This is a genomic window from Amycolatopsis sp. YIM 10, assembly GCF_009429145.1.
In the GTDB taxonomy this organism is placed as follows: domain Bacteria; phylum Actinomycetota; class Actinomycetes; order Mycobacteriales; family Pseudonocardiaceae; genus Amycolatopsis.
This window is the reverse complement of sequence record NZ_CP045480.1, coordinates 2,773,233-2,798,412: the sequence shown is the minus strand read 5'-3', so window position 1 is coordinate 2,798,412 and position 25,180 is coordinate 2,773,233. Positions and strand designations below refer to the sequence as shown.

General features: G+C 70.7%; 22 protein-coding genes. 10 read left to right on the top strand and 12 right to left on the bottom strand.

Annotation, left to right across the window (positions count from 1 at the left end; translation table 11 throughout):
• Positions 1 to 2 precede the first annotated feature (2 nt).
• Positions 3 to 764 (bottom strand): glucose 1-dehydrogenase, encoded by a 762-nt coding sequence (locus YIM_RS13720; protein WP_153030733.1) that lies wholly within the window; start codon positions 762 to 764, stop codon positions 3 to 5.
• Positions 765 to 798: 34 nt separating this feature from the next.
• Positions 799 to 1,671 (bottom strand): 3-oxoacyl-ACP reductase, encoded by an 873-nt coding sequence (locus YIM_RS13715; protein WP_153036960.1) that lies wholly within the window; start codon positions 1,669 to 1,671, stop codon positions 799 to 801.
• A gap of 295 nt (positions 1,672 to 1,966) precedes the next feature.
• Between YIM_RS13715 and YIM_RS13710 the strand changes: the two genes are divergently transcribed.
• From YIM_RS13710 to YIM_RS13695, 4 genes are read left to right on the top strand one after another with little or no spacing between them, the layout of a single operon-like run.
• Positions 1,967 to 3,148: an acyl-CoA dehydrogenase family protein gene (locus tag YIM_RS13710; protein WP_153030732.1), complete on the top strand. Its 1,182-nt coding sequence runs from the start codon at positions 1,967 to 1,969 to the stop codon at positions 3,146 to 3,148.
• A gap of 13 nt (positions 3,149 to 3,161) precedes the next feature.
• Positions 3,162 to 4,223 (top strand): acyl-CoA dehydrogenase family protein, encoded by a 1,062-nt coding sequence (locus tag YIM_RS13705; protein ID WP_153030731.1) that lies wholly within the window; start codon positions 3,162 to 3,164, stop codon positions 4,221 to 4,223.
• 56 nt (positions 4,224 to 4,279) lie between these two features.
• Complete coding sequence (locus tag YIM_RS13700; protein WP_228004710.1) at positions 4,280 to 5,284, top strand: isopenicillin N synthase family oxygenase; 1,005 nt, start codon at positions 4,280 to 4,282, stop codon at positions 5,282 to 5,284.
• Positions 5,285 to 5,292: 8 nt separating this feature from the next.
• The gene (locus tag YIM_RS13695) at positions 5,293 to 5,457 is read left to right on the top strand and encodes a hypothetical protein (RefSeq protein WP_153030729.1); all 165 of its coding nucleotides are present in this window, start codon (positions 5,293 to 5,295) and stop codon (positions 5,455 to 5,457) included.
• Here the strand turns inward: YIM_RS13695 and YIM_RS13690 are convergent.
• The 3 genes from YIM_RS13690 to YIM_RS13680 are packed head-to-tail and all read right to left on the bottom strand — an operon-like array spanning position 5,438 to position 10,202.
• A complete protein-coding gene (locus YIM_RS13690) occupies positions 5,438 to 8,149 on the bottom strand; it encodes a bifunctional GNAT family N-acetyltransferase/acetate--CoA ligase family protein (RefSeq protein WP_153030728.1) in 2,712 nt (903 codons plus the stop codon). The two genes, YIM_RS13695 and YIM_RS13690, sit on opposite strands and share 20 nt — an antisense overlap.
• Positions 8,150 to 8,151: 2 nt before the next feature.
• Positions 8,152 to 9,324 carry an acetoin utilization protein AcuC gene (locus YIM_RS13685; protein ID WP_153030727.1) on the bottom strand — a complete coding sequence of 391 codons (1,173 nt, stop codon included), beginning with the start codon at positions 9,322 to 9,324 and terminating at the stop codon, positions 8,152 to 8,154.
• Between the two features lie 29 nt (positions 9,325 to 9,353).
• The gene (locus YIM_RS13680; protein ID WP_153030726.1) at positions 9,354 to 10,202 is read right to left on the bottom strand and encodes a sulfurtransferase; all 849 of its coding nucleotides are present in this window, start codon (positions 10,200 to 10,202) and stop codon (positions 9,354 to 9,356) included.
• A 126-nt stretch (positions 10,203 to 10,328) separates the two neighbouring features.
• Between YIM_RS13680 and YIM_RS13675 the strand changes: the two genes are divergently transcribed.
• From YIM_RS13675 to galE, 3 genes are all read left to right on the top strand, one after another.
• Entirely contained in the window at positions 10,329 to 11,024 is a 696-nt protein-coding gene (locus tag YIM_RS13675) for a metal-dependent transcriptional regulator (RefSeq protein ID WP_153030725.1), read from the top strand.
• Positions 11,021 to 12,208, top strand: coding sequence for a galactokinase (gene galK / locus YIM_RS13670; protein ID WP_153030724.1), 1,188 nt, complete (start codon positions 11,021 to 11,023; stop codon positions 12,206 to 12,208). The genes YIM_RS13675 and galK overlap by 4 nt, the downstream gene beginning before the upstream one ends.
• 91 nt (positions 12,209 to 12,299) lie before the next feature.
• Positions 12,300 to 13,301, top strand: a complete 1,002-nt coding sequence (gene galE / locus YIM_RS13665; protein WP_153030723.1) for a UDP-glucose 4-epimerase GalE — start codon at positions 12,300 to 12,302, stop codon at positions 13,299 to 13,301.
• 33 nt (positions 13,302 to 13,334) lie between these two features.
• Here the strand turns inward: galE and YIM_RS13660 are convergent, their stop codons facing one another.
• From YIM_RS13660 to YIM_RS13640, 5 genes are all read right to left on the bottom strand, one after another.
• Complete coding sequence (locus tag YIM_RS13660) at positions 13,335 to 14,588, bottom strand: MFS transporter (RefSeq protein ID WP_228004709.1); 1,254 nt, start codon at positions 14,586 to 14,588, stop codon at positions 13,335 to 13,337.
• Positions 14,585 to 15,217, bottom strand: a complete 633-nt coding sequence (locus tag YIM_RS13655) for a helix-turn-helix transcriptional regulator (RefSeq protein WP_153030721.1) — start codon at positions 15,215 to 15,217, stop codon at positions 14,585 to 14,587. The genes YIM_RS13660 and YIM_RS13655 overlap by 4 nt, the downstream gene beginning before the upstream one ends.
• 115 nt (positions 15,218 to 15,332) lie before the next feature.
• On the bottom strand, positions 15,333 to 16,388 hold the full coding sequence (locus YIM_RS13650; RefSeq protein ID WP_153030720.1) for a DUF4192 domain-containing protein: 1,056 nt from the start codon (positions 16,386 to 16,388) through the stop codon (positions 15,333 to 15,335).
• A gap of 178 nt (positions 16,389 to 16,566) precedes the next feature.
• Positions 16,567 to 17,424 (bottom strand): M23 family metallopeptidase, encoded by an 858-nt coding sequence (locus YIM_RS13645; protein ID WP_153030719.1) that lies wholly within the window; start codon positions 17,422 to 17,424, stop codon positions 16,567 to 16,569.
• Positions 17,425 to 17,538: 114 nt separating this feature from the next.
• Positions 17,539 to 19,350: a Xaa-Pro dipeptidyl-peptidase gene (locus tag YIM_RS13640; RefSeq protein WP_153030718.1), complete on the bottom strand. Its 1,812-nt coding sequence runs from the start codon at positions 19,348 to 19,350 to the stop codon at positions 17,539 to 17,541.
• A 135-nt stretch (positions 19,351 to 19,485) separates the two neighbouring features.
• Between YIM_RS13640 and YIM_RS13635 the strand changes: the two genes are divergently transcribed.
• From YIM_RS13635 to YIM_RS13625, 3 genes are all read left to right on the top strand, one after another.
• The gene (locus tag YIM_RS13635; protein WP_153030717.1) at positions 19,486 to 21,051 is read left to right on the top strand and encodes a DUF4139 domain-containing protein; all 1,566 of its coding nucleotides are present in this window, start codon (positions 19,486 to 19,488) and stop codon (positions 21,049 to 21,051) included.
• 85 nt (positions 21,052 to 21,136) lie between these two features.
• Positions 21,137 to 22,069 carry a hypothetical protein gene (locus YIM_RS13630; protein WP_153030716.1) on the top strand — a complete coding sequence of 311 codons (933 nt, stop codon included), beginning with the start codon at positions 21,137 to 21,139 and terminating at the stop codon, positions 22,067 to 22,069.
• Positions 22,070 to 22,084: 15 nt separating this feature from the next.
• Complete coding sequence (locus YIM_RS13625) at positions 22,085 to 23,149, top strand: DUF2293 domain-containing protein (protein ID WP_228004708.1); 1,065 nt, start codon at positions 22,085 to 22,087, stop codon at positions 23,147 to 23,149.
• 626 nt (positions 23,150 to 23,775) lie between these two features.
• On the opposite strand, the gene YIM_RS13620 is transcribed toward YIM_RS13625, so the two are convergent.
• Positions 23,776 to 24,207 (bottom strand): CBS domain-containing protein, encoded by a 432-nt coding sequence (locus tag YIM_RS13620; RefSeq protein ID WP_153030715.1) that lies wholly within the window; start codon positions 24,205 to 24,207, stop codon positions 23,776 to 23,778.
• 86 nt (positions 24,208 to 24,293) lie between these two features.
• Complete coding sequence (locus YIM_RS13615) at positions 24,294 to 25,172, bottom strand: alpha/beta fold hydrolase (protein WP_153030714.1); 879 nt, start codon at positions 25,170 to 25,172, stop codon at positions 24,294 to 24,296.
• Positions 25,173 to 25,180 lie beyond the last annotated feature (8 nt).

Genomic DNA, 25,180 nt, shown 5'->3' with positions numbered 1-25,180 from the left:
CGTCAGACCTTCAAGGCGTGCGTGGCGGTCGCCCCGCCATCCGCCACGAACTCACTCCCCGTGCAGTACGAACTGTCGTCACTGGCCAGGAACGCCACCACCGCGGCGATCTCGTCCGCCTGGCCGACCCGGCCCAGTGCCACCTTCTTGCCGACGAACCCCATGTCCACCGGCGCGCCGCCGAGCGCGTCGGTGATCATCTGCGTGTCGATCGCGCCGGGGTGCACCGAGTTCACCCGGATGCCGCGTTCGCCGAGCTCCAGCGCGGCCACCTTGGTCATGCCCCGGATGGCGAACTTGCTCGCGGTGTAGGCGGTCAGGAACGGCATCCCGGCCAGACCCTCCACAGAGGACACGTTGACGATCGAGCCGCCGCCCGCCTCGGTCAGCGGGCCGACCGCCGCGCGCATGCCGAGAAAGGTGCCGATCTGGTTCACCCGGATCACCCGCTCGTAGTCGGCCAGCTTGGTCTGCTCCAGCGCGGAGAAGAACAGCACTCCCGCGTTGTTGACCAGCACGTCGAGCTTGCCGAACGCCTCGGCCGCGCGTCCGGTCGCCACCGGCCAGGCGTCCTCGTCGGTGACGTCGAGGTGCTGGTAGACGCACGCGTCACCGAGTTCGGCGGCGAGCTTTTCGCCGAGTTCGTCCGCCACGTCGGCGGCCACCACCCGCGCGCCATCGGCGACGAACCGCCGCGCCGCGGCCGCGCCCTGTCCCCTGGCCGCACCGGTGATCAGCGCTACCTTGCCGTCGAGCCTGCCCATCGCACCTCACCTCGTTCCGTCGGTCAACGCCTTGCTACGGCAGGGAAAGGACCTCCTGCGTGACGAACATGCGCTCGGGATCGCGGTCGGCGAAGTAGCCGCCGAGCCGGTCCTGGAGTTCGTCCTGGCTCCACAGCTGGTTCCCGGTGTCGAAGCGCTGCTCGATCGTCGGCGGCGCGAGCAACGCGACCATGCCGCCGTGCACCACGAAGACCTGGCCGTTGATCCGCGCCGCGGGAGGCGAGGCGAGGTAGGCGACCAGCGGCGCCACGTGCTCGACCGACAACGGGTCGACACCATCGGGTGCGTCACCGAAGACGTCCTTGGTCATGGCGGTGCGGGCGCGCGGGCAGATCGCGTTGGCGCGCACGCCGTACTTGCTCAGGCCACGCGCGGTGGACATGGTCAGTGCGACGATGCCCGCCTTCGCCGCCGAGTAGTTCGGCTGGCCGGGCGCACCGAGCAGGAAGGCCTCGGACGCGGTGTTCACCACCCTGCCGTACACCGGCTGCCCGTCTACTTTGGACTTGTTGCGCCAGTAGGCCGAGGCGTTGCGCGAGAGCAGGAAGTGCCCGCGCAGGTGCACGCGGAGCACGAGGTCCCACTCCTCGTCGGACATGCTGAACAGCATCCGGTCACGCAGCACGCCGGCGTTGTTGACCACCACGTGCAGTCCGCCGAACTGCCCGACGGCGGCTTCGACCAGCGCGTCCGCGGTGGCGCGCTCGCCGATGTCCCCGGTGACCGCGATGGCCTTGCCACCCGCGGCTTCGATCTCCTCGACCACCGACACGGGCTCGGCCACGTCGTTGACCACCACCGACGCACCGGCCTTCGCCAGCGCGAGTGCTTCGGCCCGGCCCAGCCCGCCGCCCGCCCCGGTGACGATCGCGGTCCGGCCGTCCATGTGGTCGGTCACGTGGTCAACACCGGTCACCAGAACTCCACCACCTCACGCTGCGGCACTGCTGCGGCCCCGAGGCCGTCATTGGCCGCCGGGTGCAGCCAGACTAGAATCTGTTCTTGTTGATGGCAAGGCCGCTTTGCAGCGTGTTTTGCAGATTTACGAGAACGCGTTCTAGTACAAGCCGGTGCCGATGGCTTCCTCCGGCCGATGATCTGCGGTACAACTAGAACCTGTTCTAGATTAGCGCGGGCAACGGGCATACACCAGAACGAGCCCGGCGGGCGGAGGTGACGGTATGCGGATCGGCTACACCGAGGCGCAGGAGAAACTGGCGGACGAACTGCGCTCCTACTTCGCCCGGCTGATGACCCCCGAACGCCGCGAGGCACTGGGTGCCGGCGGCGCCGAGTACGGCAAGGACGGCGCCTACCAGGAGATCGTGCGCGAGCTGGGCCGCGACGGCTGGCTCGCCATCGGCTGGCCGGAGGAGTACGGCGGGCAGGCGCGCTCGATGCTCGACCAGCTTGTCTTCACCGACGAGGCGGCGGCCGCGGGCGTGCCGGTGCCGTTCCTGACCATCAACACCGTCGGCCCGACGATCATGCGATACGGCACCGAGGAGCAGAAGGCGTTCTACCTGCCCCGGATCGCCGCGGGCGAACTGCACTTCTCGATCGGCTACTCCGAGCCCGGCGCCGGCACCGACCTGGCCTCGCTGAGCACCCGCGCGGTCCGCGACGGCGACGAGTACGTGATCAACGGCCAGAAGATGTGGACCAGCCTGATCGAGTACGCCGACTACGTCTGGCTCGCCGTGCGCACCGACCCGGAAGCGAAGAAGCACCGCGGCATCAGCATCCTGGTCGTGCCGACCACCGCCGAGGGCTTCTCCTGGACCAAGGTCCGCACGGTCGCGGGCCCCGGCACCAGCGCGACCTACTACTCCGACGTGCGCGTACCGATCAGCGCGCGGATCGCCGAGGAGAACAAGGGCTGGCCGCTGATCACCAACCAGCTCAACCACGAACGCGTCGCGCTGACCTCGGCCGCCCCGATCCGCACCGCGCTCGGCGAGGTGCGCGAGTGGGCGCAGAAGACACAGGGCCCGGATGGACGGCGGGTCATCGACGCCGAATGGGTCCGACTGCATCTGGCCCGCGTGCACGCGCAAGCCGACTACCTCAAGCTGCGCAACTGGAAGATCGCCTGGGCCGCCGCCGAACAGGAACTCGGCCCCGGTGAGGCTTCGGCGACCAAGGTGTTCGGCACCGAGTTCGCCCTGGAGGCGTACCGGTTGCTGATGGAGGTGCTCGGCGCGGGCGCCGTGGTGCGCGAGGGCTCACCGGGCGCGCTGCTGCACGGCCGGATCGAGCGGCTGCACCGGTCCGCGCTGATCCTCACCTTCGGCGGCGGCACCAACGAGGTGCAGCGCGACCTGATCGCCGCCACCACGCTCGGCCTGCCGGTCACGCGCTGAAAGGGGACACCGGATGGACTTCTCGCTGACCGAGGCGCAGCGCGACCTCGGCGGGCTCACCCGCCGCATCCTCGCCGGGAAACTGGACCCGAAATCGTGGGAACCACACGGTTCCGGCGGTTTCGACCGTGCACTGTGGACGGAGCTGGCCCGCGCCGGGATTCTCGACGCGGCCCTGCCGTCGACCGCCGGCGGTGGCGGGTTCGGCCTGCTGGAGCAGTGCTCGGTGCTGATCGAGCTGGGCCGCATGGTGGCGCCGGTGCCGTACCTGCCGAGCATCACCATGGCCGCGTCCGCACTGGCCGAGTTCGGTGCCGGGAAGCAGCTGGAAACCCTGGTACCGGTGTTGCGGGGTGAGCGCGTGCTGACCGCGGCGGTGCCGGACGCCGGTGCGCCCAGCGGCTTCACCGCCGAACCCGACGGCGACGGCTGGCGCCTGACCGGCGCGCAGACCGCGGTCCCCGCCGCAGCCTTCGCCGACGCCCTGCTGATCGCCGCCGGCGACGCGGTTTTTGTGATCGACCGGGACGCGGCGGAGATCTCCGCGCAGGAGGTCGTCGACCGCGGCGACGCGGGTCTGGTCGAACTCGACGGCGTCCACGTCGACGCCTCGGCACGGCTCGGCGGCACCGGCGTCGCTGAGTGGATCCGCCTGCGCGGCACTGTCGGCCTGTGCGCGTACCAGCTCGGCACGGTCGAGCGCGCGCTGGAGATGACCACCGAATACGCCAAGGAGCGCAAGCAGTTCGACAATGTGATCGCCTCGTTCCAGGCGGTCCGGCAACGGCTCGCCGACGCCTACACCGACGTGGAGGCGGTCCGCCTGACGCTGTGGCAGGCCGCGTGGCGCCTGTCCGAAGGCCTGCCCGCCGACGAGGAGGTGGCCATCGCGAAGTTCTGGGCGGCCGAAGCCGGGCACCGGGTCGCGCACACCGCGGTGCACCTGCACGGCGGAATCGGCATCGACGTCGACTACCCGCTGCACCGCTATTTCGTGGCCGCCAAACGCGCGGAGTTCACCCTCGGCGGCGCCACCGCCCAACTGCGGCGGCTCGGTGACCTGATCTCCGGCTGAGACCAGTATTTGGGAGCTGTGGCCGGATTCCCCGGCTTTGTGCTCCCCTGAGCCGGGTGAGCACTCTGCCGATCTTGGATCTGTCCCGTTTCCGGGTGCCGAGGCAGCGGGAACGATTCCTGGCCGAACTGCGCCACGCCGCGCACGAGGTCGGTTTCTTCTACCTCGTCGGGCACGGCGTCGCCCCGGAAACCACCCAGGCGATCATCGATTCGGCGCAACGGTTCTTCGCACTGCCGGAGGCGCAACGGCTGGAAATCGAGAATGTGCGTTCCCCGCAGTTCCGCGGTTACACGCGCACCGGCACGGAACACACCGACGGCGGCGCGGACTGGCGCGAGCAACTCGACATCGGCCCCGAGCGTCCCGCGCTCGACCTGACCGAGGACGATCCCCGGTACCTGCGCCTGATCGGCCCGAACCAGTGGCCGTCGGCGTTGCCCGAACTGCGGGACGTGGTACTGCTCTGGCAGTCCGAGGCGCTGCGGGTCGCCCGTGAGGTGCTGCGCGCGCTGGCCGTCGCGCTCGGCCAGGAACTGACGTATTTCGACCGCTGGTTCGACGCGGAAGCGGCGGTGCACCTGAAAGTGGTGCACTACCCGCCACGCGAACCCGGCGGGACCAGCCAGGGCGTCGGCTCGCACAAGGACTACGGTTTCCTCGCGCTGCTGCACCAGGACGAGATCGGCGGCCTCCAGGTCCAGAGCGCCGACGGTTCCTGGATCGACGCCACTCCGATCCCGGACAGTTTTGTGGTGAACATCGGCGAAATGCTGGAAATCGCCACCAACGGCTACCTGCGCGCGACGCAACACCGAGTACTGAGCCCACCCGCCGACGTCGACCGCTATTCGATCCCCTTTTTCCTCGCCCCGCGCCTGGACGCGGTGATCGAGCCGATCGACCTGCCACCCGAACTGGCCATCGCCGCCCGTGGCGTCACCCAGGACGAGAACAACCCGCTGCTGGCCGCCTACGGGGAAAACGCGTTGCTCGGCTGGCTGCGCTCGCACCCGCGAGTCGCCGAGCGCTGGTGGCTCACCACCGCCGAGCAACACTGAATCAGCCGATGTTCGGCACTTTGCCGTCCGCCCACGGGTACAAAATGAACGAAAAACCGATCGCGAGCAACTGCGTCATGACCGCACCCACCGCCGCCATGCCGGTCGTCGCCGGCCACAACGGCAACCGGCTGTTCGTGACCGCGATGGTGCTCAGTCGCGTGGCGCGTTGATCGGGCGCAGGCGACGCGGGCCGGTGTCCGGGCGGGACGGCGGCGGCCCAAGCACCACCCGGCCGTAGACCACGAAGGCACCGTCCGGGGAAGCCAGGATCGGATCCAGCACGAGCGACCGCACCTCCGGATTGTCCTCGGCGAGCGCGGCCACCCGCAGCACCAGATCCTGCAGGGCGGCCAGGTCGGCGGGTTCGTCGCCGCGGTAGCCGGTGAGCAGCGGCGCGGTCCGCGGCTCACGGATCAGCGTCGCCGCGTCCACGTCGGTCAGCGGCACCGCGCGGTAGGCCCGGTCCCCGAGCAGCGTGCTCACCAGCCCGGAGAGGCCGAACGAGACCAGCGTGCCGAAGGACGGGTCGTCCTGCAGCCCGATCACGCACGAAAGTCCCTTGGGCGCCATGGCCTGCACGTACATGTCGTCCTCACCGGAGACCTCGCGCAGGTCGCGATAGGCGGCGCGCACCGAGTCCTCGGCGGACAGGTCGAGCCGCACCCCGGCCAGGTCCGGTCGTCCGCGCAGCCGTTCGTCCACCGCTTTGAGCACCACCGGATACCCCAGCTCGGCCGCCGATTCGACCGCCTCGTCCGCGTTGGACACCACCCGGAACGGCACCACCTCGATGCCGTAGCAGCCGAGCAGCCGCACCACGTCCTCGTCGGCGAGCACGGTGGTCCGCCCGTCCTCCGTGCCGAGGATCTCGTTCACGATCACCTGCGCCTGCTCGGCGTGCAGCCCGGCCGGACGGGTCAGCGTGCCCTGCGGCCGCTGCTGCCACGCCGCGTACCGGATCACCCGCGCCAGCGCGTTCACCGCGCGCTCCGGACTCGGGTACGACGGCACCGAACCGCGGATCGGCGCCCCGTCGTCCGCGCGCACCGCCAGTTCGTCCGGCACGCCCTCTGCGGCGAGAAAGGTCGAGACGATCGGCTTCTCCTTGCGCAGTTCCTGCACCACCTCGCGCAGCGCACGAGCGTAGGTGGTGCCCGGAATCGCCAGCGGCGGCACAAAAACGACCACCAGCGCGTCGGTCTCGGCCGAGTTCAGCGCCTCGCGCACGGCACCGGCGAACTCCTCCGGCGAAGCCTGCGGGCCGACGTCCACCGGTTCGAACGCGAGCCGCAGCCCCTGCGCGCGGGCGGTGTCCGCGGCGAGCAGGCCGATGGCGCTGGAGTTGCCAACGATGCCGACCCGCGACCCCGACGGCAACGGCTGGTGCGCGAAGACCAGCGCGGTGTCGAAGAGCTGCGCGAGCGTGTCCACCCGCACCACCCCGGCCTGCTCGAACAACGCCTGCACACTCGCCTCGTCCACCTCGGCCGAGGTGGCGGCGAGCTGCGGCCGGACCGCGTGGCGGCCCGACTTCACCGCCACGATCGGCTTCGTCCGGCCCAGCCGCCGCGCCAGCCTGGCGAACTTGCGCGGATTGCCGAACGACTCCAGGTACAGCAGCACCAGATCGGTGCCCGGATCCGTTTCCCAGTACTGGAGCAGGTCGTTGCCGGAGACGTCGGCGCGGTTGCCCGCCGAAACGAAGGTCGACAGCCCCAGTCCGCGTGCCTCGGCGTCGGCGAGGATGGCGGTGCCCAGCGCACCCGACTGGCAGAAGAAGCCGGCCCGCCCGCGCGCGGGCAGTCGCGGCGCGAGCGTGGCGTTGAGCCGGACGGTCCGGTCGGTGTTGAGCACGCCGAGCGCGTTCGGGCCGACCACGCGCATGCCGTGGGCCCGGGCTTCACCGACCAGCCGCAGTTCGGCGTGCAATCCGTGCGGACCGGCCTCGGCGAACCCGCCGGAGACGATCAGCAGGGTTTTCACGCCCTTCTCCAGCGCCCCGTCCAGCACCGACTCGACCTGGTCTGCGGGCACCGCGACGACGGCCAGGTCCACCGGATCCGGAATGTCCACAACGGACGGATAGGCCCGCACCCCGCGCACCGACCGGTGTTCCGGGTTGACCGGGTAGACGGTGCCGGCGAAGTCCGCGGTGAGCAGGTTCGTCAGCGCCACGTACCCGATCTTGGTCGGGTCGGTGGACGCCCCGATGACCGCGACCGACCGCGGGTGCAGCAGGTTGTGCACGCTGCGCGCCTCGGCGGCCTGCTCGCGCGAGCGCGCCACCGCGAGCGATTCCTCGGTCGGGTCGATGTCGAACTCCAGGTGCAGCACGCCCTCCTCGATCTCCCGGCTGACCTGGTATCCGGCGTCGCGGAAGACCCGGACCATCTGCGGGTTCTCGGCGAGCACCTCGGCGACGAACCGGCGCAGCCCGCGCTCGGACGCCGCCGCGGCGAGGTGCTCCAGCAGGATCGAGCCGAGCCCGCGGCCCTGGTGCGCGTCGTCGACGACAAAGGCCACCTCGGCGGACGGGCCGTTGTCGAGCCGCTCGTACCGCCCGACCGCGACGATGTTGTCGCCCAGCATCGCCGCGAAGGCGACCCGGTCGTGGTGGTCCACCCGGGAGAACCGCTCGAGGTCGCGCTGCGGGATGCGCGGATAGGCGCCGAAGTAGCGCAGGTACCGGGTGCGCTCGGACAGCCTGCTGTGCAGCGCGACCAGCCCGTCCGCGTCGTCGGGCACCACCGGGCGCAGGTGCACGGTGCCGCCGTCGGAGAGCAGGACGTCGGCCTCCCACTGCCGCGGGTAGTCGTAGGACTCCCGCAGATCGGGTTCCGCCGCGTCGTTCTCGGTGCTCATCTTCAGTCCCTGGGATCGTCCGGATCGAGACCGTGCAAGGGAAAGACCGCGCGCCGGGTGTCGCGGATGGCGATGTCCACCGGGTCGTCCTGCCCGTCGCCCCACGGGCGATAGGTGGTGTCGGCCTCGTCGGTCATCTTGAGCGGCAGTTCGGCGTCGGGCGCGGCCCGGCCGACGGTGTCCCGCCAGCCCGGCGGCAGCGAGGTCTCCGGGCTGACGTCGCGGTCGAGCACGGTGGCCAGCAGGTGCGTCCACGAGCGCGGCACCACGCGGATGAGCTGGTAACCACCACCGCCGACGGCCAGCCACTTGCCCCCGGCGTACCGCTGCGCCAGCTCACGCAGCGTCCGGTAGATCTCGCGGTGGCCGTCGACCGAGAGCGACAGGTCGGCCAGCGGGTCCTCCTCGTGCGAATCCACCCCGCACTGGGTGACCAGCAGCTGCGGCTGGAACTGCTCCAGCAGCGACGGCACCACCGCGTGGAACGCCCGCAGCCATCCCGGGTCCCGCGTGTGTGGCGGCAGCGGGATGTTCACCGAAGTGCCCTCGGCCCCCTCCGCCCCGGTCTCCCCGGAGTAGCCGGTGCCGGGCCACAGCGTGAACGGGTGCTGGTGCAGCGAAACGGTCAGCACCCGCGGGTCGTTGTAGAAGGCCGCCTGCACCCCGTCGCCGTGGTGCACGTCGGTGTCCACGTAGGCGATGCGGTCGAACCCGTGGTCCAGCAGCCAGGAGATGGCGATCGAGCAGTCGTTGTAGACGCAGAAACCGGCCGCGCGTTCGGGCATCGCGTGGTGCAGCCCGCCCGCGATGCTGACCGCGCGATCGGCCTCGCCGTCGGCCAGCTTGCGCGCGCCGAGCAGGGTGGAGCCGACCACCAGCGCGGCCGAGTCGTGCATTCCGGAGAACACCGGGTTGTCGGTGGTCCCGAGCCCGTGACCGACGTCCCAGCCGACCATCGGCGCCTGCTTGACCGCCTCCAGGTACTCGGGCACGTGCACCCGGTACAGCTCCTTGTCTGTGGCCGCCTCCGGCACCAGCAGCTCGACGTCTTCGAGCACACCGAGCTCACGGGCGAGCCGGATGGTCAGCTCCAGGCGGACCGGGTTGAACGGGTGCTCACCACCCAGGTCGTAACCCAGCAGCGCGGAATCCCAGACGACGGCGGAGGGGTGCATGCCCGAAACCCTAATGCGTCCTGGTGCGCTCAGCCGGGCTCGTGACCGGTGGCCGCCGGTCGTTCCGGATCACGCGACCAGTGCGACCAGGACCCGGTGTAGAGCGAGGCGGGTGCCGGATGCCCGGCGACCTCCAGTGCGAGCACCACCGAACTCGCGGTCACCCCCGAGCCGCAGTACGCGCCGACCGGCGTGATCGGCCCGACCCCGAGATCAGCGAAGTGGCGGGCCAGCTCCTCGGGCTCGCGCCAGTGCCCGTCGGTATCGGAGTGCGCGCTGAACGGGGCGTTGCGCGCCCCCGGGATGTGCCCGGCTCGCGGGTCGACCGGCTCGGTCTCGCCCGCGTACCGCTCCGGAGCGCGAGCGTCGAGCAACACGCCGTCACGCGCCAGCTCGGCCGCCTCATCGGCGTTCAACACCGGCATGCCACCCGGCCGCACGACGATGTCGCCCGGCAACGGCACCTCTTCCTCGGTGGTCACCGGCCTGCCCTCGGCCTCCCACGCGGCGAACCCGCCGTCGAGCACGGCCACCTCGGCGTGCCCCGCCCAGCGCAGCAGCCACCAGGCCCGCGCCGCCACGGACGAGTCGGCGTCGTCGTAGGCGACCACCAGCCTGCCCTCGTCCACCCCGGCCAGGCGCAGCGCTTCCTGCAGCGCGGCGGGCTCGGGCAACGGGTGCCTGCCGCCTTCCCCCGGCGGCGCGGCCAGCGCGGTGTCGAGATCGGCGAACACGGCCGAGGGGATGTGCCCGGCACGGAACGACTCGACCCCGGGAGGCCCGGCGAGACGCCAGCGGACATCCAATACGGTGGGTCGCGAATCGAGCGGACCGTCCAGCAGGGCGGCCAGCTCCGCGGTCGTGATCAAGGGGGACATGCGGCCATCTTCCAGCAGGCAGGGCCGCCCGCGCAGCCCGGCCGCCCGACCGGGGATTTCCAGGTCACCTGCCGTAGTCGTCGGGGAAAGCGACTACCATGAGGGACGCGGACGAAGGGGACAGAAGTGAACGAGCTCATCGACACCACAGAGATGTACCTGCGCACGATCTACGAGCTCGAGGAAGAGGGCGTCGTTCCGCTGCGCGCCCGCATCGCCGAGCGTCTCCAGCAGAGTGGCCCCACGGTGAGCCAGACGGTCGCCAGGATGGAGCGCGACGGCCTGGTCATCGTCGCCGACGACCGGCACCTCAAGCTCACCGATCACGGCCGTGAGCTGGCGATCGCGGTCATGCGCAAGCACCGCCTCGCCGAGCGCCTGCTGCTCGACGTGATCGGCCTCGAGTGGGAGCACGTGCACAAGGAAGCGTGCCGGTGGGAGCACGTGATGAGCGAGGCTGTCGAGCGCAAGCTGGTCAAGCTGCTCAACAACCCGACCACCTCCCCGTACGGCAACCCGATCCCCGGCCTGGACAAGCTGGGCGCCGGTGACCCGGCCCCCGACGCCGAGGCCGACCTGGTCCGCCTGGACGAGTTCGCCCGCGCCGGCGGCGGCAAGGTGGAGATCCGCCGGATCGCCGAGCACGTGCAGCAGGACGAGACCCTGATGACCGAGCTGAACTCGGTCGGCCTGGTCCCCGGCCAGACCGTCAGCGTGAGCCGGGCCAACGGCGCGGGCTCCACCATCGAGATCACCGGCGAGAGCATCAGCGTCCAGGTCGCGCCCTCGGTCCTGCACGCGGTACTGGCGCAGGCGCGGTGAGCGCGGCCAGCGACGCCGCCGCCACGTTCCGCTCACTGCACGGGAAGGAGCCCGCCGGGGTCTTCTCCGCCCCCGGCCGGGTGAACCTGATCGGGGAGCACACCGACTACAACGACGGCTTCGTGCTCCCCTTCGCCCTGCCGCACCGGCTCGCCGCCGCCGTCGCGCCGCGTCAGGACGAGCAGCTCACCGTGGCCACTCTCGGCTCGGACGGTCGTGTGCAGCAGGCCGACCCGATGGACATCGCCGCGCTGGAGCCGGGTCAGTTCGAAGGCTGGGCCGCGTACCCGGCCGGTGTCGCCTGGGTGCTGCGTTCGCACGGCTACGAACGCGGCGCCGACATCGTGCTGGCCGGCGACGTGCCCACCGGTGCCGGACTGTCCTCTTCGGCCGCCCTGGAATGCGCTGTGGCCCTCGCCCTGCTCGGCGCGGCCGGTGAACCCGACCCCGACGAGCGCCGCCGCACCGAGATCGCCCGCCTCGCCCAGCGCGCCGAGAACGAGTTCGTCGGTGTGCCGACCGGGGTGCTCGACCAGACCGCCTCGATGCGCTGCGTCGACGGCTGCGCGCTGTTCCTGGACGTGCGCTCCGGCGAGATCGAGCAGGTCCCGTTCGACGCCGAAGCGGCCGGGCTGCGAGTGCTGGTCATCGACACCCGCGCCAAGCACACCCTCGCCGAGTCCGGCTACGGCGACCGCCGCCGCGGCACCGAACGCGCCGCCGACCTGCTCGGCCTCAAGGCCCTGCGCGACATCGAGCCGGACGGACTCGACGACGCACTGGCCCGGTTGCCCGAAGACCTGCGCCCGCTGGTCCGCCACGTGGTCACCGAGAACCAGCGCGTGCTCGACGTGGTCGCCCTGCTCAAGTCCGGCCGCCTGGCCGACATCGGCCCTTCGCTGGACGCCTCCCACGTCAGCATGCGCGACGACTACCGGATCTCCTGCCCGGAGCTCGACGTCGCCGTCGAGGCGGCCCGCGCGGCGGGTGCGCTGGGCGCTCGGATGACCGGTGGTGGTTTCGGCGGCTCGGCGATCGCGCTGGTGCCCGAGGCCGAACTGGCCAAGGTCGAGGCGAACGTGAAGGCCGAGTTCGAGCGCGCGGAGTTCAAGGCACCCCGCACGTTCGTCGCCGTCCCCTCCCCCGGCGCACGCCAGGACCCGCCCGGCGACTGGGCGGTATAGGCAACCCCGGCTGCGCCGGAACGTCGGTCAGGGTGGAGACTTTCCGCCACCTGAACCCGTAACCGCACGTACTGGAAGGGCCACCGAGCAGATGCCTACCGACACCCCGAACACGCCTCTGAAGCTGGTCGTCACCGGCGGCGCCGGTTATGTGGGCAGCGTCTGCACCCAGCGTCTGCTCGAGGCCGGCCACCAGGTCACCGTGGTGGACGACCTGTCCACCGGCCACGCCGACGCGGTGCCCGAAGGCGCCCGGTTCGTCGAGGGCGACGCCGCGGACACGCTGCGCACCCTGCTGGCCGAAGGCTTCGACGGCGTGCTGCACTTCGCCGCGAAGTCGCTGGTCGGCGAGTCCATGCAGGACCCGGCCCGGTACTGGCACGGAAACGTGGTCACCTCCCTGAAGCTGCTGGACGCCATGCGCGAGCACGGCACCCCCCGGCTGGTCTTCTCCTCCACCGCGGCCACCTACGGCGAGCCGGAGGTGTCGCCGATCGCGGAGACGGCCCCCACCCGGCCGACGAACACCTACGGCGCCACCAAGCTGGCCGTGGACAACGCCATCACCACCTACGCGCGTGCCCACGGCCTGGCCGCGATGAGCCTGCGTTACTTCAACGTGGCCGGTGCCTACGGCAGCATCGGCGAGCGGCACAGCACCGAGACCCACCTGATCCCGCTGGTGCTGCAGGTGGTCACCGGTGACCGCGAGCAGATCCAGATCTACGGCGAGGACTACCCCACCGAGGACGGCACCGCGATCCGCGACTACATCCACGTCGCCGATCTCGCCGACGCCCACCTGCTCGCCCTGCGCCACGCCACCGCCGGTGAGCACCGCATCTACAACCTCGGCAACGGCACCGGCTTCTCGGTGCGGCAGGTGATCGAGGCCTGCCGCGAGGTGACCGGCCACCCGGTGCCCGCCATGGTCGCCCCGCGCCGCGCCGGGGACCCGGCGGTCCTGGTCGCCGCGAGCGACCGGGCCCGGGCCGAACTGGGCTGGCAGCCGCAGCGCGCCGACCTGACCGGCATCGTCGCCGACGCCTGGCGCTTCACCCAGGAACGCCGCGGCGCCGCCAACGCCGTCTGACCGCCCGGCCGCTGCCACCGCGGTGGCACCGGCTCACTCCACCCGAACCGGTGCCGGTTTGTCCTTTGTGGACCATTCAGGTCGCATGGACGGCAGCAGCGCGGGCAATGTCGTGGTCACCAGGTAGACCGCGCCGCAGGCGAGCAGCGCCGGTGCCAGCCCGATGCCGGTGACGAGCAGGCCACCGGCCAGCCCGCCGAACGGGATACCGGACCAGGCGACAGCCACCACCAGCGTGCGCACCCGGCCGTACATGCCCTCGGGCACCCGCTCGAACTGGATCGCGCCGATGATCGGATTGATGAAGCCCGAGCCCAGCCCGCACACGGCGTAGACCAGGATCGTCACCTCGATCGGCATTCCCAGCGCCAGCGGCAGGAACCGGGGGAAACCACCGAGCAGGAACCCGATCAAGTACACCGGCCGCCGGGGCAGCCGGTGCGCGACCGCCGCGGCGACCAGACCGGACACCACGGCACAACCGCTGAGCACCCCGAGCAGCAGGCCGACCACGGCGGGCCCGTGCCCGGAATCGCGGGCCCATACCGGCAGCAGGACGGCGGTCCAGGCCGCGTCGAGCAGGTTGGTCACGGCGACCATTCCGGCGATGGAGCGCAGCAGCCGGTCGCGACGGAGAAACCTCACCCCGCCACGGAGCCTGCTCACGTAGCTGTCCTCCGCCTCGGTTTCATCCGGCTGGTGCGGAGCGCTCCGCCGCGAAGCGGTGACAGCGACGATCAGCGCGCCGGAACCGAACAACGCCGCTGTCACAACGAGCGCGTACGGTCCCCCGAGCGCGGCGACGACCACCCCGGCGAGCGCCGGCCCGACCGTCGACGCCAACCGCTCGATCGTCGACGCGATCCCGGTCCCGCGTTCCAGTGGTACCCGTGCCGCGCGGGTCGCGGCCGGGATGAACACCGTCTTCGACGCGTCCGCGGGCCCGCGGAAGACGCCGACCGCGGCGACCAGTGGCAGCAGCACCCAGAAGGTCAGCAGGTCGATCGCGTACAGCAGCGGGACCATGGCCACCGCCACCATGCTGACCAGGTCCCCGGTGATGCTGATCCGGGCCGGGCCGACGCGGTCGATCACCGGACCGGACAGCAACTGGGCGAGGACGTACGGACCCATCTCGGCGAAGACCACCACGCCGGTCCGCGTCGCACTCCCGGTGGTGGTCAGCACGAACCAGGGCAGGGCGATCGCCGACAGCCTGGTCCCGGTCCACGACACCGCCTGGGCCGAGAGCACACCGGCCAGTTCACGCCACGACCGCCCGGTCACGCCTTGCCCTCGCCGCCGACTTCCCACCCCGGCCGGACGAACGCCTGCAACTGGATGTGGAACGGTTCCGCATCCGGCGGAGCCCCCGCGCGGCCGGCGTCCGCGTGGCGGTAGCGGGACACCACTTCCTTCAGTTCACCCACGAGCCGCCCGGCCTCCTCGGCGGTGAGCAGCAGCGGGTAGTCACTGAAGCTGGTCGCCTCCTGCCACTCACGAGGCAGGAGCGGACGCTCGTCGGCCGCCTGCTGCATCCATTCGGCGAGCACGAGCGAGATCGCGCGGAGGTAGGCGACACTGGCTTCGGTGTCGTCCGGATCCAGCTCTCCTGGCTTGAAGAAGCTCGACCGGTGCGCGGCGCGCCACCACCGCTCGCGGCCGGTCCCCAGTTCAGGGTCCTCCTTGATCAAACCGCCGCTCGCGAGCTGGCGGAGGTGGTAGCTCGTCGCACCCGAGTTCAGGCCCAGCCGAGCCGCGAGAGCGGTCGCGGTGGACGGGCCGTCGATGCGCAACATGCCAAGGATCCGCACCCGCACCGGATGCGCGGACGCCCGCAGCGACGTCGAATCCAGGAGCACGTCGCGGTCGGCGTCGGGAACCAGCGGCCACTGCTTGTCCGAGGGTTCGGGCATCGCCCCACCCTACAAAGCAAACAACCGTTTGCAAAGACTCGTTTGTGGTTTTCAATGATCGTGGTCGGACGCGACGACGACAAGTACTCCGGCGACGGTGAAGTTCGGGTGCGAACTAGGCGCGGTCGACGAGTAGATCCAGGTCGAGGGCCGGGTCCGCTCGGCCGAGGTCAGCGAGGCGGTCCGGCGGCAGCATCGCGTCCATCGCCCTGGACAGCAGGCCTGCCAGCAAGTGCCCGGGATCGGCGGCCAGCGCGTTGTCGATGGCCATGCCCGCGAAGGTGCCATCGCCGCGCAGATAGCTGCTGAACGCGAGCAGGGTGGCGAACTGCGCGCGCTCCGGCGGCGGACATTCGCGGACCATGGCCAGCCACAACTGCTCGGCCGCATGCGTGACCGGCGTGCGCGGCCCCACCGACAGCGCGAGGCACGCATCGCGTACTTCGGTGTTCTGCATGGCGAAGACCAGGTCGAGAACATCCTTGTCGGTCAGCTCCAGCGTGCCGAGATGGGCACGGCGGATAGCCTCCCGCACTACGGAGAACCCCTTCTCCGGCTCCATCGTCCGCGAGTCCGGTTCGGCCTTGTCGGCCGCCGCGTCGAACTGGCGGGATCGGCGTGCGATCGCCTCCGGATCGGCCGCGTTCAGCCTGGCCAGGCTGGCCTCCCGGCTGCTGTAGGTGACCAGGCCCGCGCTCGCGGCCACGGCGGCTATCCGGCCACCCTCGAGATCGGGCAGCTCACCACCGCAGTCCGGATCCTGGTAACACCGCCACGGTTCGCCCGTGCGGATTGCCTCGATCCAGAGGCAGTGCACTTCTTCGACGCCGACCGCGGCGAACTGTTCCTGTGCCGCTTCGACGAATTCTTCGCAGGCGAATTCGGTTTTCCCGCCGATGACGAGCACGGTGGCACCGAAATAACCGCGGACCACCGGCACGAATCTCTCCACCGCGGCCAAAGCGAATTCGGGCGGCGGCAGATCGCTACGGGCGAGCTGCCCGATGCAGCCGGGTTTTCCGTGTTCACCGCGTTTTCGCGCGATGACCACGATGGAGTCCGCCGGCCGGAAGCCGAGTATCGGGGAAACGGCCGCGATCAGGTCGCCGGGATCGCTGCTGAGATTGATGCTCAGCTGGCTCTGAGCGGCGGGACGAGTGGACGTTGTCATGGGTCCACTGTGCGCCGGGAGGCGAGGGTTTGGGGCGCGGGGCGGCGATCTGTGGACAAGTGGGTGCGTTGTGGATAACTCGGGGAGCCACCCGCCGCCGTGCGGTAGGCTCGCATCGCAGGGAAATGGGGCACTGCCCGCTGACTAAGCGAGCAATGCCCCACTCAAGGCCTAGATGTCAGTCGCAGTGTTCGAAGGGGCTTTCGTAGGCGGCCGAGCCGACCGAGCCGCCCCATTTCACGCAGGTTTTCGCGGCGGCCTTCTTGACCGGGCCCGCGTAATAGGTGAAGTTGCCCGAGTCGGTCACCCTGGCCGAACCCTGTACCTCCAGGAACGCCGAGGTGGCCGAAGCCGTGCCCAGTGAGACCGATTTCAGCGTAGCCACGCAGTTGTTCGAGTTGTCCGCGTTGTAAAGGAGGTACGCGATGCCCGAGGTACCCAGATTGGCCGAGTCGACGACGTCGAAGCCCGTGCCGCAGACCTGCTCGGGGGTGTACGGGTTGTCCCCGCCGCCACCGCAGTTGTTCTTGCTGGTGAAGTTCGTGTGGCCGTAGTAGGGCACCGCGACGCCGTTCAGCTTCGCCTTCTGCGCCACGCCGTTCAGCCGCTGTTCGTAGTGCAGGTGGGGGCCGGTTACGCCACCGGTCGCGCCTGCCTTGCCGATCTGCTTGCCCAGCGCGACCTGCTGGCCGACCGACACCTCCTGGGAGGAAAGATGCGCGTAGCGAGTCCGCCAGCCGCTGCCGTGGTCGATCTCGATCCACCGGCCGTAGCTCGTGGAGCCCGTGTTGCCGACCACGGTCACCTTGCCCGCGGCCGAAGCGACCACCGGCATGCCGGTGATGCCCGACTTCTGGAAGTCGACCGAGTTCGCCGGGTTGTGCCCGCTGAACGTGGCCGCGGTGACGGTGACACCACACTTGAACGGCACCTGGAAGTTGGGTGCAGCCGAAGCGGTGCCCTGCGTCGCCACCAGGCCCAGCGCCGGCAGCGCGAGCGTGGCGGCCGCCGCCGCGAGCCGTCTCAACACAGACATCGATACCTCCGGGATACGGGGATTCGTCGGCGACCAGCCAAGCGATCGCGCGTACACGTTCCGTACAAAACGGGCCGCCCCGCCAGCGGAACGGCCCGTTTTGCAGTGAATCCCCTAGAAGGCGGCGCGCAGTGCCTCCTTGCCGCCGAGCACCGGCAGGGTGACCGAGGTCTTGGTCAGGTCGATCGCCACCCCGGCACCCGGCTTCGGGCGCAGCGTGAAGTCGTGGTCGCTGGACAGCAGCACGAACTCCAACCTGTGGCCGGTGGCCAGCAGGTAGTCGTCCGGCTGCAGCTCGAACGACACCTTGTACGACTTGCCCGGCTCGATCGGCTTGGTCTCGGCCGGATCGGTGCGGTTCTGCGGATCGGTCCAGCCACGGGTGATCACCGTGGACTTGCCATCGGGCGCGCGGTCGACGAGCACGCCGGTCACGTTGGCCGCGGGCCGGTCGAACGACACGCTCAGGTCCACCTTCGCCGTGCCGCTGAGGCGCACCGGCTGCCGCGCCTCGGTGGTCGAGTAGGCCAGGCGGTTGCCGGAGCTGGGCAGGTCGGTGAGCTGCTCGACGGTCTTGGTGGCGTCATCGGCGAGCCGCTCGACCTGGGCGCGCCCCGGCAGCTTGTGCCGCGGGTCGAGCTTGCCGCGGGCGCTGCCGCCCGGCCACGGGTAGATCGTCGCGTCGGCGGTGCCGGGCACCGGCCACTCGGCCTCGTCGGCCCAGGAGCCGTTCTCGCGCTGGACGGTCGACTTCGGCTCCTTCTCGATGCCGTTGTCGAGGTCGTAGAGGTAGTGCGAGACCCACTTGTTCAGCGTGGCCAGCCACTCCTCCTTGCGCAGGGAGTACGGGTCGGCGTGACCGGACTGGTGCCACCAGATCTTGTGCTCCACACCGTGGGCCTTGAGCGCCTCGTACCACTTGGTGACCTGGCTGGTGGTCACGTTCCAGTCGTTGAGGCCGTGGACCGCGAGCACCGAAGCGCGCACCTGGTCCACGTCGTTGAGGTAGTTCCGCTCGTCCCAGAAGGGGCTGTAGTCACCGGTGATCCGATCCTGCTCGGCGGCCAGTTCGTCGAGCACGGGGCGGCACACCGCGCGATCGGCGCGCGTGTGCACGTACTCGGCGAGCACGTCGGCGTCCTCACCCTGGTAGCCGCCGGGCGCCACCACGGCGCCGTCCTCGCGGTAGTAGTCGTACCAGCTGGAGATCGCGGCGATCGGAATGATCGTCTCGAGGCCCTCGACCCCGGTGCTGGCCACCGCGTTCGGCAGGGTGCCGTTGTAGGACACGCCCATCATCGCGGTCTTGCCAGTGGTCCAGTCCGCCTTCGCGGCGGCACCGGCCGAGTCGCGGGCGGAGGTCCGGTGGTTGAGCCAGTCGACCACGGACCTGGCACCGATGGTCTCGTTCTCACCACCGGTGGTCGGGCAGCCGGTGGACTGGCCGCTGCCGAGCGATTCGCCGTACACCACGGCGAAGCCGCGCGAGGTGAAATAGGACTCGTAGCGCCAGGTGATCGGCGCGGCGTACGGGCCGACGTCGGAGGTCCGGCCACGCGGGCCGGCGGCGGGCGCTGGCTGGCCCGGCACGTACAGCTCGACGTCGACGTTGTGGTTGGCCACGTCGTTGCCACCGGCGTAGTACGGGCTGGCCTGGTAGATGACCGGCACCTTGAGCCCGTGCTGGGTGGCCTTCGGGCGCACCACCTCGACGTGCACTTCGTCGTTCTTGCCGTCGCGGTCGCTGTCGACCGGCGCGGTCACCCAGACGTTGTCCCGGACGATGTCGGCCGGGTCGAACACCGGCTGCGCCTGACCGTTCTCGAAGACCGGGCCGGTGGGCGGGGCGGCCTGGGCGCTGACGGGCTGCACCAGCGCCATCGGCAGCAAGCCGACGAGCACAGCGGCAAGGCGTGCGGATCTCACACGGACCCCCTGTGAAGGTGTGGTGAAAGGACTGCGATGACACTTGCTCCGGCCGACAGGGGTGTCAAGCCCTTCCCAGCGTTAACCGACGAAAGACGGCACGGGCGCTCCGCGTTTGGGCTAGCGTCGGGTTTCATGCCGACCCCCGTGCGCGCCCCGATCGTCGCCGTCACCGTCTACCCGCAGCACGCCAGGATCGTTCGCCGGGCACGGACCGAACTGGGCGGTGACGGCCGGTTCGCGGTCGGCGGGCTGCCCCGTGGACTGCTGCCGGACTCGGTGCGTGCCTCGGGCACCGGTCCCGCCTCCATCGTCGGCGTGGACGTCCGGCCCCAGCACCTCGCCCGGCCGACCGAGCGAGAGCTGGAGGAACTGCTCGAACGCCAGCGGGTGGCCAGGCGGAAGCTCGACGAGGTGACCGACGCCGAAGCCGTGGAGACCGGGCGCGCGGACCTGTTGAGCGCGCTGGCGCAGCGATCCGGCCGCTCGTTCGCCGACGCGCTCGCTTCGGGGAACGCGCAACCGGCGCGAGTGGCCGAAATCGGTGACGCGCTCGCAGCCCAGCTGTCCGATGTGCTCGCCAGTCGCCGTGAACTGGCCGATCGGCGTGCCCGGTTGTCCGCCGAACTGGAGGCGGTGGAGCGCGAAGTCGCGATGCGGCAGGCGGCTCAGGCACCTGACCGCACCGAGGTGGTGATCGAACTGGAGCCCGCCGAGGACGCCGGAACCGCCGAGGTCGAGATTGAACTGTCCTATGTGGTCACCAACGCCCGATGGGAGTCGGGCTACGACATCCGGCTCGATGAGGACCGGGTGCGGCTCACTTGGTACGGCCTGGTCACCCAGCACACCGGCGAGGACTGGCCCGAATGCGAGCTGACCCTGTCGACCGCGCGTCCGGCGGCCACCGTGCACGTCCCCGAGCCGGAGCCCTGGTACCTCGACCGGGCCCGGCCGGCGGCGGTGCTCAGGGGCAGCGCGGCCGTCGGCGGGCACGGCGGCGGCTACGGCGCTTCCGCGCCTGAGATGGCCATGCCCGCCGGGGCGCCGATGGCGGACGTGACGGCGCAGGTCGAGCAGGGCGCGGCAGCGGCGTCGTACCGGCCAGCGCGGCCGGTCGCGGTGCCGTCGGACGGTGGCGCGCACCGCACCACGATCGCCACGATGGGCCTGGACGCGGAACTGAGCTACGTGACCGCGCCGGTGCTGGCCGAAGAGGCGTACCTGCGCGCGACGGTGACCAACGGCGGCGAGCACACGCTGCGGCCGGGGAAGGCGTCCGTCTTCCACGACAACGAGTTCGTCGGCACCACCCGGCTGGACAACTGGGCGCCGGGCGAGGAGGTCGAACTCGCGCTCGGGGTGGACGACAGGCTGCGCGTGAAGCGTGAACTGCGGCGCCGCAGCGCGACGAAGACCGCGCTGACCGGCACCCGGCGGCGTGAGCTGGAGTACCGGATCACGGTGACCAACCACGGCCCCCGCGTCGCCCCGATCACCGTGCTGGACCAGGCGCCCGTCTCGCGGGACGAGGCGATCGTGGTGCGCGACGTCCGCACTTCGCCCGACCCCGAAGAGCTGAGTTCGCTCGGTGAGGTCACCTGGCGGTTCGAACTTGCGCCGGGTGCTTCGGCCGAGGCCAACCTGTCGTTCCGAGTGGACGTGTCGAAGGGGGTGGAACTGCACGGCTGGCGCGAGTGAACGCGCTGACCTGCGGCTCTAACGACAGGCAACTGACAGCAACTGGTAACCGCGGAAAAACACTCGATCGGGTTATATCGGAGGTATGCGCTCCCGATCAGTGGTGTTTGGCCTGGTCGCCACCCTCGCGGTGACGGCCGGACTGGGTGCGCTGGCCGTGGTCGCGGGGCCCGCGACCGAGTCGAAGCACGACGTGACGATCGCGATGCCGTCGTCGGCGCAGCTGCCGGACAGCTTGGTCCCGCCGTCCTCCCCCGCGCCGGAGCCGGAGGCGCCACTCACCGAGGAAATGCGGGCCGAGCTGGCGTCGGCGGTGGTCGCGGCGGTGGAGTCGGCCGCGCCGGGCACCGATCTCGGGCTCGCCGTCTACGACCGGGTGACCCGCTCGGCGGTGGCCATCGAGAACGGCGACGCGCAGTTCTATTCCGCTTCGGTGGTCAAGCTGCTGATCGCGATCGACCTCCTGCACGACGCGGGCTGGACCGCGGACGACCGCACGAAGGAGAACCTGTCGCAACTGCTCGGCGCGAGCAACGACGGAGTGGCCGACGCGCTGTGGGCGGCCGGTGGCCGTCGCGACATCGTGCGGCAGGCCAGTGCGTTGATCGGGCTGGTGAACACCACTCCCCCGAACGTGTCGGACGAATGGGAGATGACGCGGCTCAGCGCGCAGGATGTGATCACCACCTACGAGTACATCCACCACCAGATCCCGGTTTCCGCGAGGGACGTGCTGCTGGCCGCGCTCACCGGGCCGGACGATCGCGCGGCCGACGGGTTCGACCAGTTCTTCGGCATTCCGGCGGCACTGCCCGGCACAACCTGGGGCGTCAAGCAAGGCTGGATGCGGGCGGCGGGGCACGTCGTGCTGCACACCACCGGCGTGGTGGGCGAGCGCTACTCCGTCGCGCTGCTGACCCACCAGCCGTCACGGCTGAGCTTCGAAACGGCCTCGGAGGCGATCACCGCGGGCATCGCCGCGCTGGCGCCGGTGCTTTCGGGCGCGGAGAAGGGGTAAGTAAGCTCGCTCTCCGTGGTCACGCCAGAGCCGCCCAAGATCCAGCGCCGGGTGATCTCGGCTGCCGACATCGCACTGAAGACGAAGAACCAGGTGGTACCGCTCGAGGTGCTCAACGCACTCGGCTGGCTGCCATCGGCGCGGGTCGACGAGTGGCGCCGCGGGCAGACCGAGCATCTCGGCAACAGTCTGGCCGTGGACGCGGCCAAGGTCCGGACCGCGCTGGACTACCTGAGTGACTGGGCGGCCGAGCGCGGGCTGCGCGCCACCGAGGCGAGCTATCTCGCCGCCACGCGCGATCGCCGTCCGCTGCGGTTCACCGCCGACGGCGACGAAACGCTCGAGCGGCTCTTCCACACGCACTGGGTCTCGGCGGATCTGTCGGAAAAGCGGCTGGAACGGTTGCGGGAACGGCAAAGCAAGGCACCGGATCTCGTGGTGGTGCGCGCGGCGAAGTCGTGGGTGTGCGGAGGCTGCGGATTCCGCGGTGACGTGAGTGAGCTTGTGTTCGAAGAGGACCAGACGTCGCTCTGCCTGGCCTGCGCCGACTTCGACCACCTCCACTTCCTGGCGTCGGGCAACGCGGCGCTTTCCCGCCGGGCCAAGACGGAGAGCAAGTTGTCCGCGGTGGTGGTCGAGTTCAACCTGCGGCGGAAGCGGTACCAGCGGGTGGGCACGCTCGTCGAGGAGGACGCGCTGGAACGCGCCGAGCAGCGTTGCCTCGCCGATGAGGACGTTCGCGCCCGGCGACGGGAACGGGACGCCGAGCGCCGGGTCAACGCTGACGCCGATTTCCAGGCGGAACTGGCTGCGGCCATCCGCCGCGCATTCCCCGGCTGCCCGGACGAACGCGCGCTGGCCATCGCGGGGCACGCGGGCGTGCGGGGCAGCGGCCGGGTTGGGCGGTCCGCCGCGGGCCGCGCGCTCGACGAGGACGCCGTGCGCGCTGCCGTGATCGCCTCGATCCGCCACCTCGACACCGACTACGACGACCTGCTCATGGCAGGCGTCCCACGCGCCGAGGCCCGCGAACGCATCCGGCCCACGATCGACCGCGTGGTGACCCGGTGGGGCGGCTGACCGGTTCGGGCCACGGCACCGCTCGACTCACGTGAGCACTGGAACCGCTCGCGCTGCGCAGGCCCCTCGCGCCGCGCAGGGCCCGCTCGCGTCGCGCGGGTCCACTGGCGCCGCGGAGAGCCCGCTCGCGTCGCGTGGGTCCGCTCGCGCTGCGCAGGGCCCCCGCGCCGCGCAAGGCCCACTCGCGTGGCGCGGGCCCGCTGGCGTCGCGCGGGGTCCGCTGGCGTCACGTGGGTCCGCTGGCGCCGCGGGTCCGCTCGCGTCACGTGGGTCCGCTGGCGTCGCGCGGGGTCCGCTCGCGTGGCGTGGGTCCGCTCGCGTCACGCAGGGCCCGCTCGCGTGGCGTGGGGCTGCTGGCGTCGCGAGGGTTCGCTGGTGTCGCGAGGGTTCGCTGGCGGGGGTTGTGGCTCGTCGGCTCAGGTTGGGATGGCCCGCGGCGGCGGGCTGCTGGTGATCGCCGCCGACATGTTGCATCGGTGGGCGCGGCGGCTGGGATGATCGGCGCAGGTTGGCATGGTCGGGCGACGCGCGGCCAGGGGTGGTCCGCTGGTGTGGGCGCGAAGGGTCGGCTGGGGTCGTTGTGGGGGTGAGATGGCCGCGCGAGGCCGTTCGTGGGCGTGAGCGTGTCAGCCTTGGGCGATGTAGGCCTGTAGCTGGTCGTGGCGTTCTTCCAGTTCGTTCAGCCTGGTTTTCACCACGTCCCCGATGCTGACGATGCCGGCCAGCCTGCCATCGACGACCACGGGCACGTGCCGGATGCGCCGTTCGGTCATCACGGCGCTCAGGTGGTCCACCGAGTCCTCCGGAGTGCAGGTGGCCACCAGCGTGGTCATGATCTCCGAGACCGGCCTGGACAGCAGTTCCGGGCCCCGGTCGTGCAGGCGCCGCACGACGTCCCGTTCGGACACGATGCCGACCACCTTCTCCTCGGCACCCAGCACCACCATCGCCCCGACGTTGTGTTCGGCCAGGCCGGCCAGCAGGTCGGTCACGCTGGACTCCGGCGCCACTGTGGCCACCAGGCTTCCCTTGCTCCGCAACACGTCGGCGATCCGCATGAAAGCTCCTCCCGCTGGTGACCCGGCTCACACCAGGTTAGGGCCAGTGAGCCTGGTTCGAAAGTCGCGAACCGGACACCACCGGGTCAGCCGAGCAACGCACGCAGCGCGGCGACCACCTCCTCCGGCCGTTCTTCGGGCAGGAAGTGCCCGCAGGACACGGCTTTTGTGGTCAGCGACGGTGCCCACGAGCGCCACAACGCGGCCGGGTCGAACGGCAGGGGCGCGTCACCCGGGTCCTGCCACATCGCCAGCACCGGCATCGGCAATCGGCGCCCGAGCGCTTTGTCCTCCTTGTCGTGTTCCAGATCGAAGAACACCCCCGCGCGGTAGTCCTGGCAGATCGCGTGGATCACCGAGGGTTCCTTCAGTGCCTGCAGGTACTCCGAACGGACGCCGTCGGGCAGCGCGCCGGGCACCTTGGTCCAGCTGTCCAGGAAGTGCCCGAAGAACGCCGCCGGATCCGCCCCGATCATCCGCTCCGGCAACGGTTCCGGATGCGCCAAAAAGTAGAGGTGGAAGGCGAATACCCCGCTCGCACCGGCCAGCGTGCCGAAGATGTCCACCGCGGGCAGCACGTCGAGCACGGCCGTGTGCGTCACCCGATCGGCGTGGTCGAGCGCCAGCCGGAAGGCGACCAGGCCACCGCGATCGTGCCCGGCCACGGCGAAGCGCTGGTGGCCCAGCGTGGTCATCAGCTCGGCGAACGTGGCAGCCATCGCCCGTTTCGAGTAGCGCTCGACGCCCGCGCCCGGCGGCCCGCTGTCGCCGTAGCCGGGCAGGTCGGGGCAGACGACGGTGTGCGACTCGGCGAGCGCGGGCGCGACCGCGCGCCAGGTCAGGTGCGTCTGCGGGAAACCGTGCAGCAACAGCAGCGGCGGGCCCTTGCCGCCGACCGCGAAGTGCAGGTCGGTGCCGTCGACGGTGAGCCTGCGGGTGGTGAACCCGGGGATGCGCGTGGTCATACGGCGAA

Excerpts from the sequence above, each read along its gene's own strand:
- YIM_RS13720 (WP_153030733.1), bottom strand. The coding sequence starts at position 764 with ATGGGCAGGCTCGACGGCAAGGTAGCGCTGATCACCGGTGCGGCCAGG.
- YIM_RS13715 (WP_153036960.1), bottom strand. The coding sequence starts at position 1,671 with ATGGACGGCCGGACCGCGATCGTCACCGGGGCGGGCGGCGGGCTGGGC.
- YIM_RS13710 (WP_153030732.1), top strand. The coding sequence starts at position 1,967 with ATGCGGATCGGCTACACCGAGGCGCAGGAGAAACTGGCGGACGAACTG.
- YIM_RS13705 (WP_153030731.1), top strand. The coding sequence starts at position 3,162 with ATGGACTTCTCGCTGACCGAGGCGCAGCGCGACCTCGGCGGGCTCACC.
- YIM_RS13695 (WP_153030729.1), top strand. The coding sequence starts at position 5,293 with ATGTTCGGCACTTTGCCGTCCGCCCACGGGTACAAAATGAACGAAAAA.
- YIM_RS13690 (WP_153030728.1), bottom strand. The coding sequence starts at position 8,149 with ATGAGCACCGAGAACGACGCGGCGGAACCCGATCTGCGGGAGTCCTAC.
- YIM_RS13685 (WP_153030727.1), bottom strand. The coding sequence starts at position 9,324 with ATGCACCCCTCCGCCGTCGTCTGGGATTCCGCGCTGCTGGGTTACGAC.
- YIM_RS13680 (WP_153030726.1), bottom strand. The coding sequence starts at position 10,202 with ATGTCCCCCTTGATCACGACCGCGGAGCTGGCCGCCCTGCTGGACGGT.
- galE (WP_153030723.1), top strand. The coding sequence starts at position 12,300 with ATGCCTACCGACACCCCGAACACGCCTCTGAAGCTGGTCGTCACCGGC.
- YIM_RS13655 (WP_153030721.1), bottom strand. The coding sequence starts at position 15,217 with ATGCCCGAACCCTCGGACAAGCAGTGGCCGCTGGTTCCCGACGCCGAC.
- YIM_RS13650 (WP_153030720.1), bottom strand. The coding sequence starts at position 16,388 with ATGACAACGTCCACTCGTCCCGCCGCTCAGAGCCAGCTGAGCATCAAT.
- YIM_RS13645 (WP_153030719.1), bottom strand. The coding sequence starts at position 17,424 with ATGTCTGTGTTGAGACGGCTCGCGGCGGCGGCCGCCACGCTCGCGCTG.
- YIM_RS13635 (WP_153030717.1), top strand. The coding sequence starts at position 19,486 with ATGCCGACCCCCGTGCGCGCCCCGATCGTCGCCGTCACCGTCTACCCG.
- YIM_RS13630 (WP_153030716.1), top strand. The coding sequence starts at position 21,137 with ATGCGCTCCCGATCAGTGGTGTTTGGCCTGGTCGCCACCCTCGCGGTG.
- YIM_RS13620 (WP_153030715.1), bottom strand. The coding sequence starts at position 24,207 with ATGCGGATCGCCGACGTGTTGCGGAGCAAGGGAAGCCTGGTGGCCACA.
- YIM_RS13615 (WP_153030714.1), bottom strand. The coding sequence starts at position 25,172 with ATGACCACGCGCATCCCCGGGTTCACCACCCGCAGGCTCACCGTCGAC.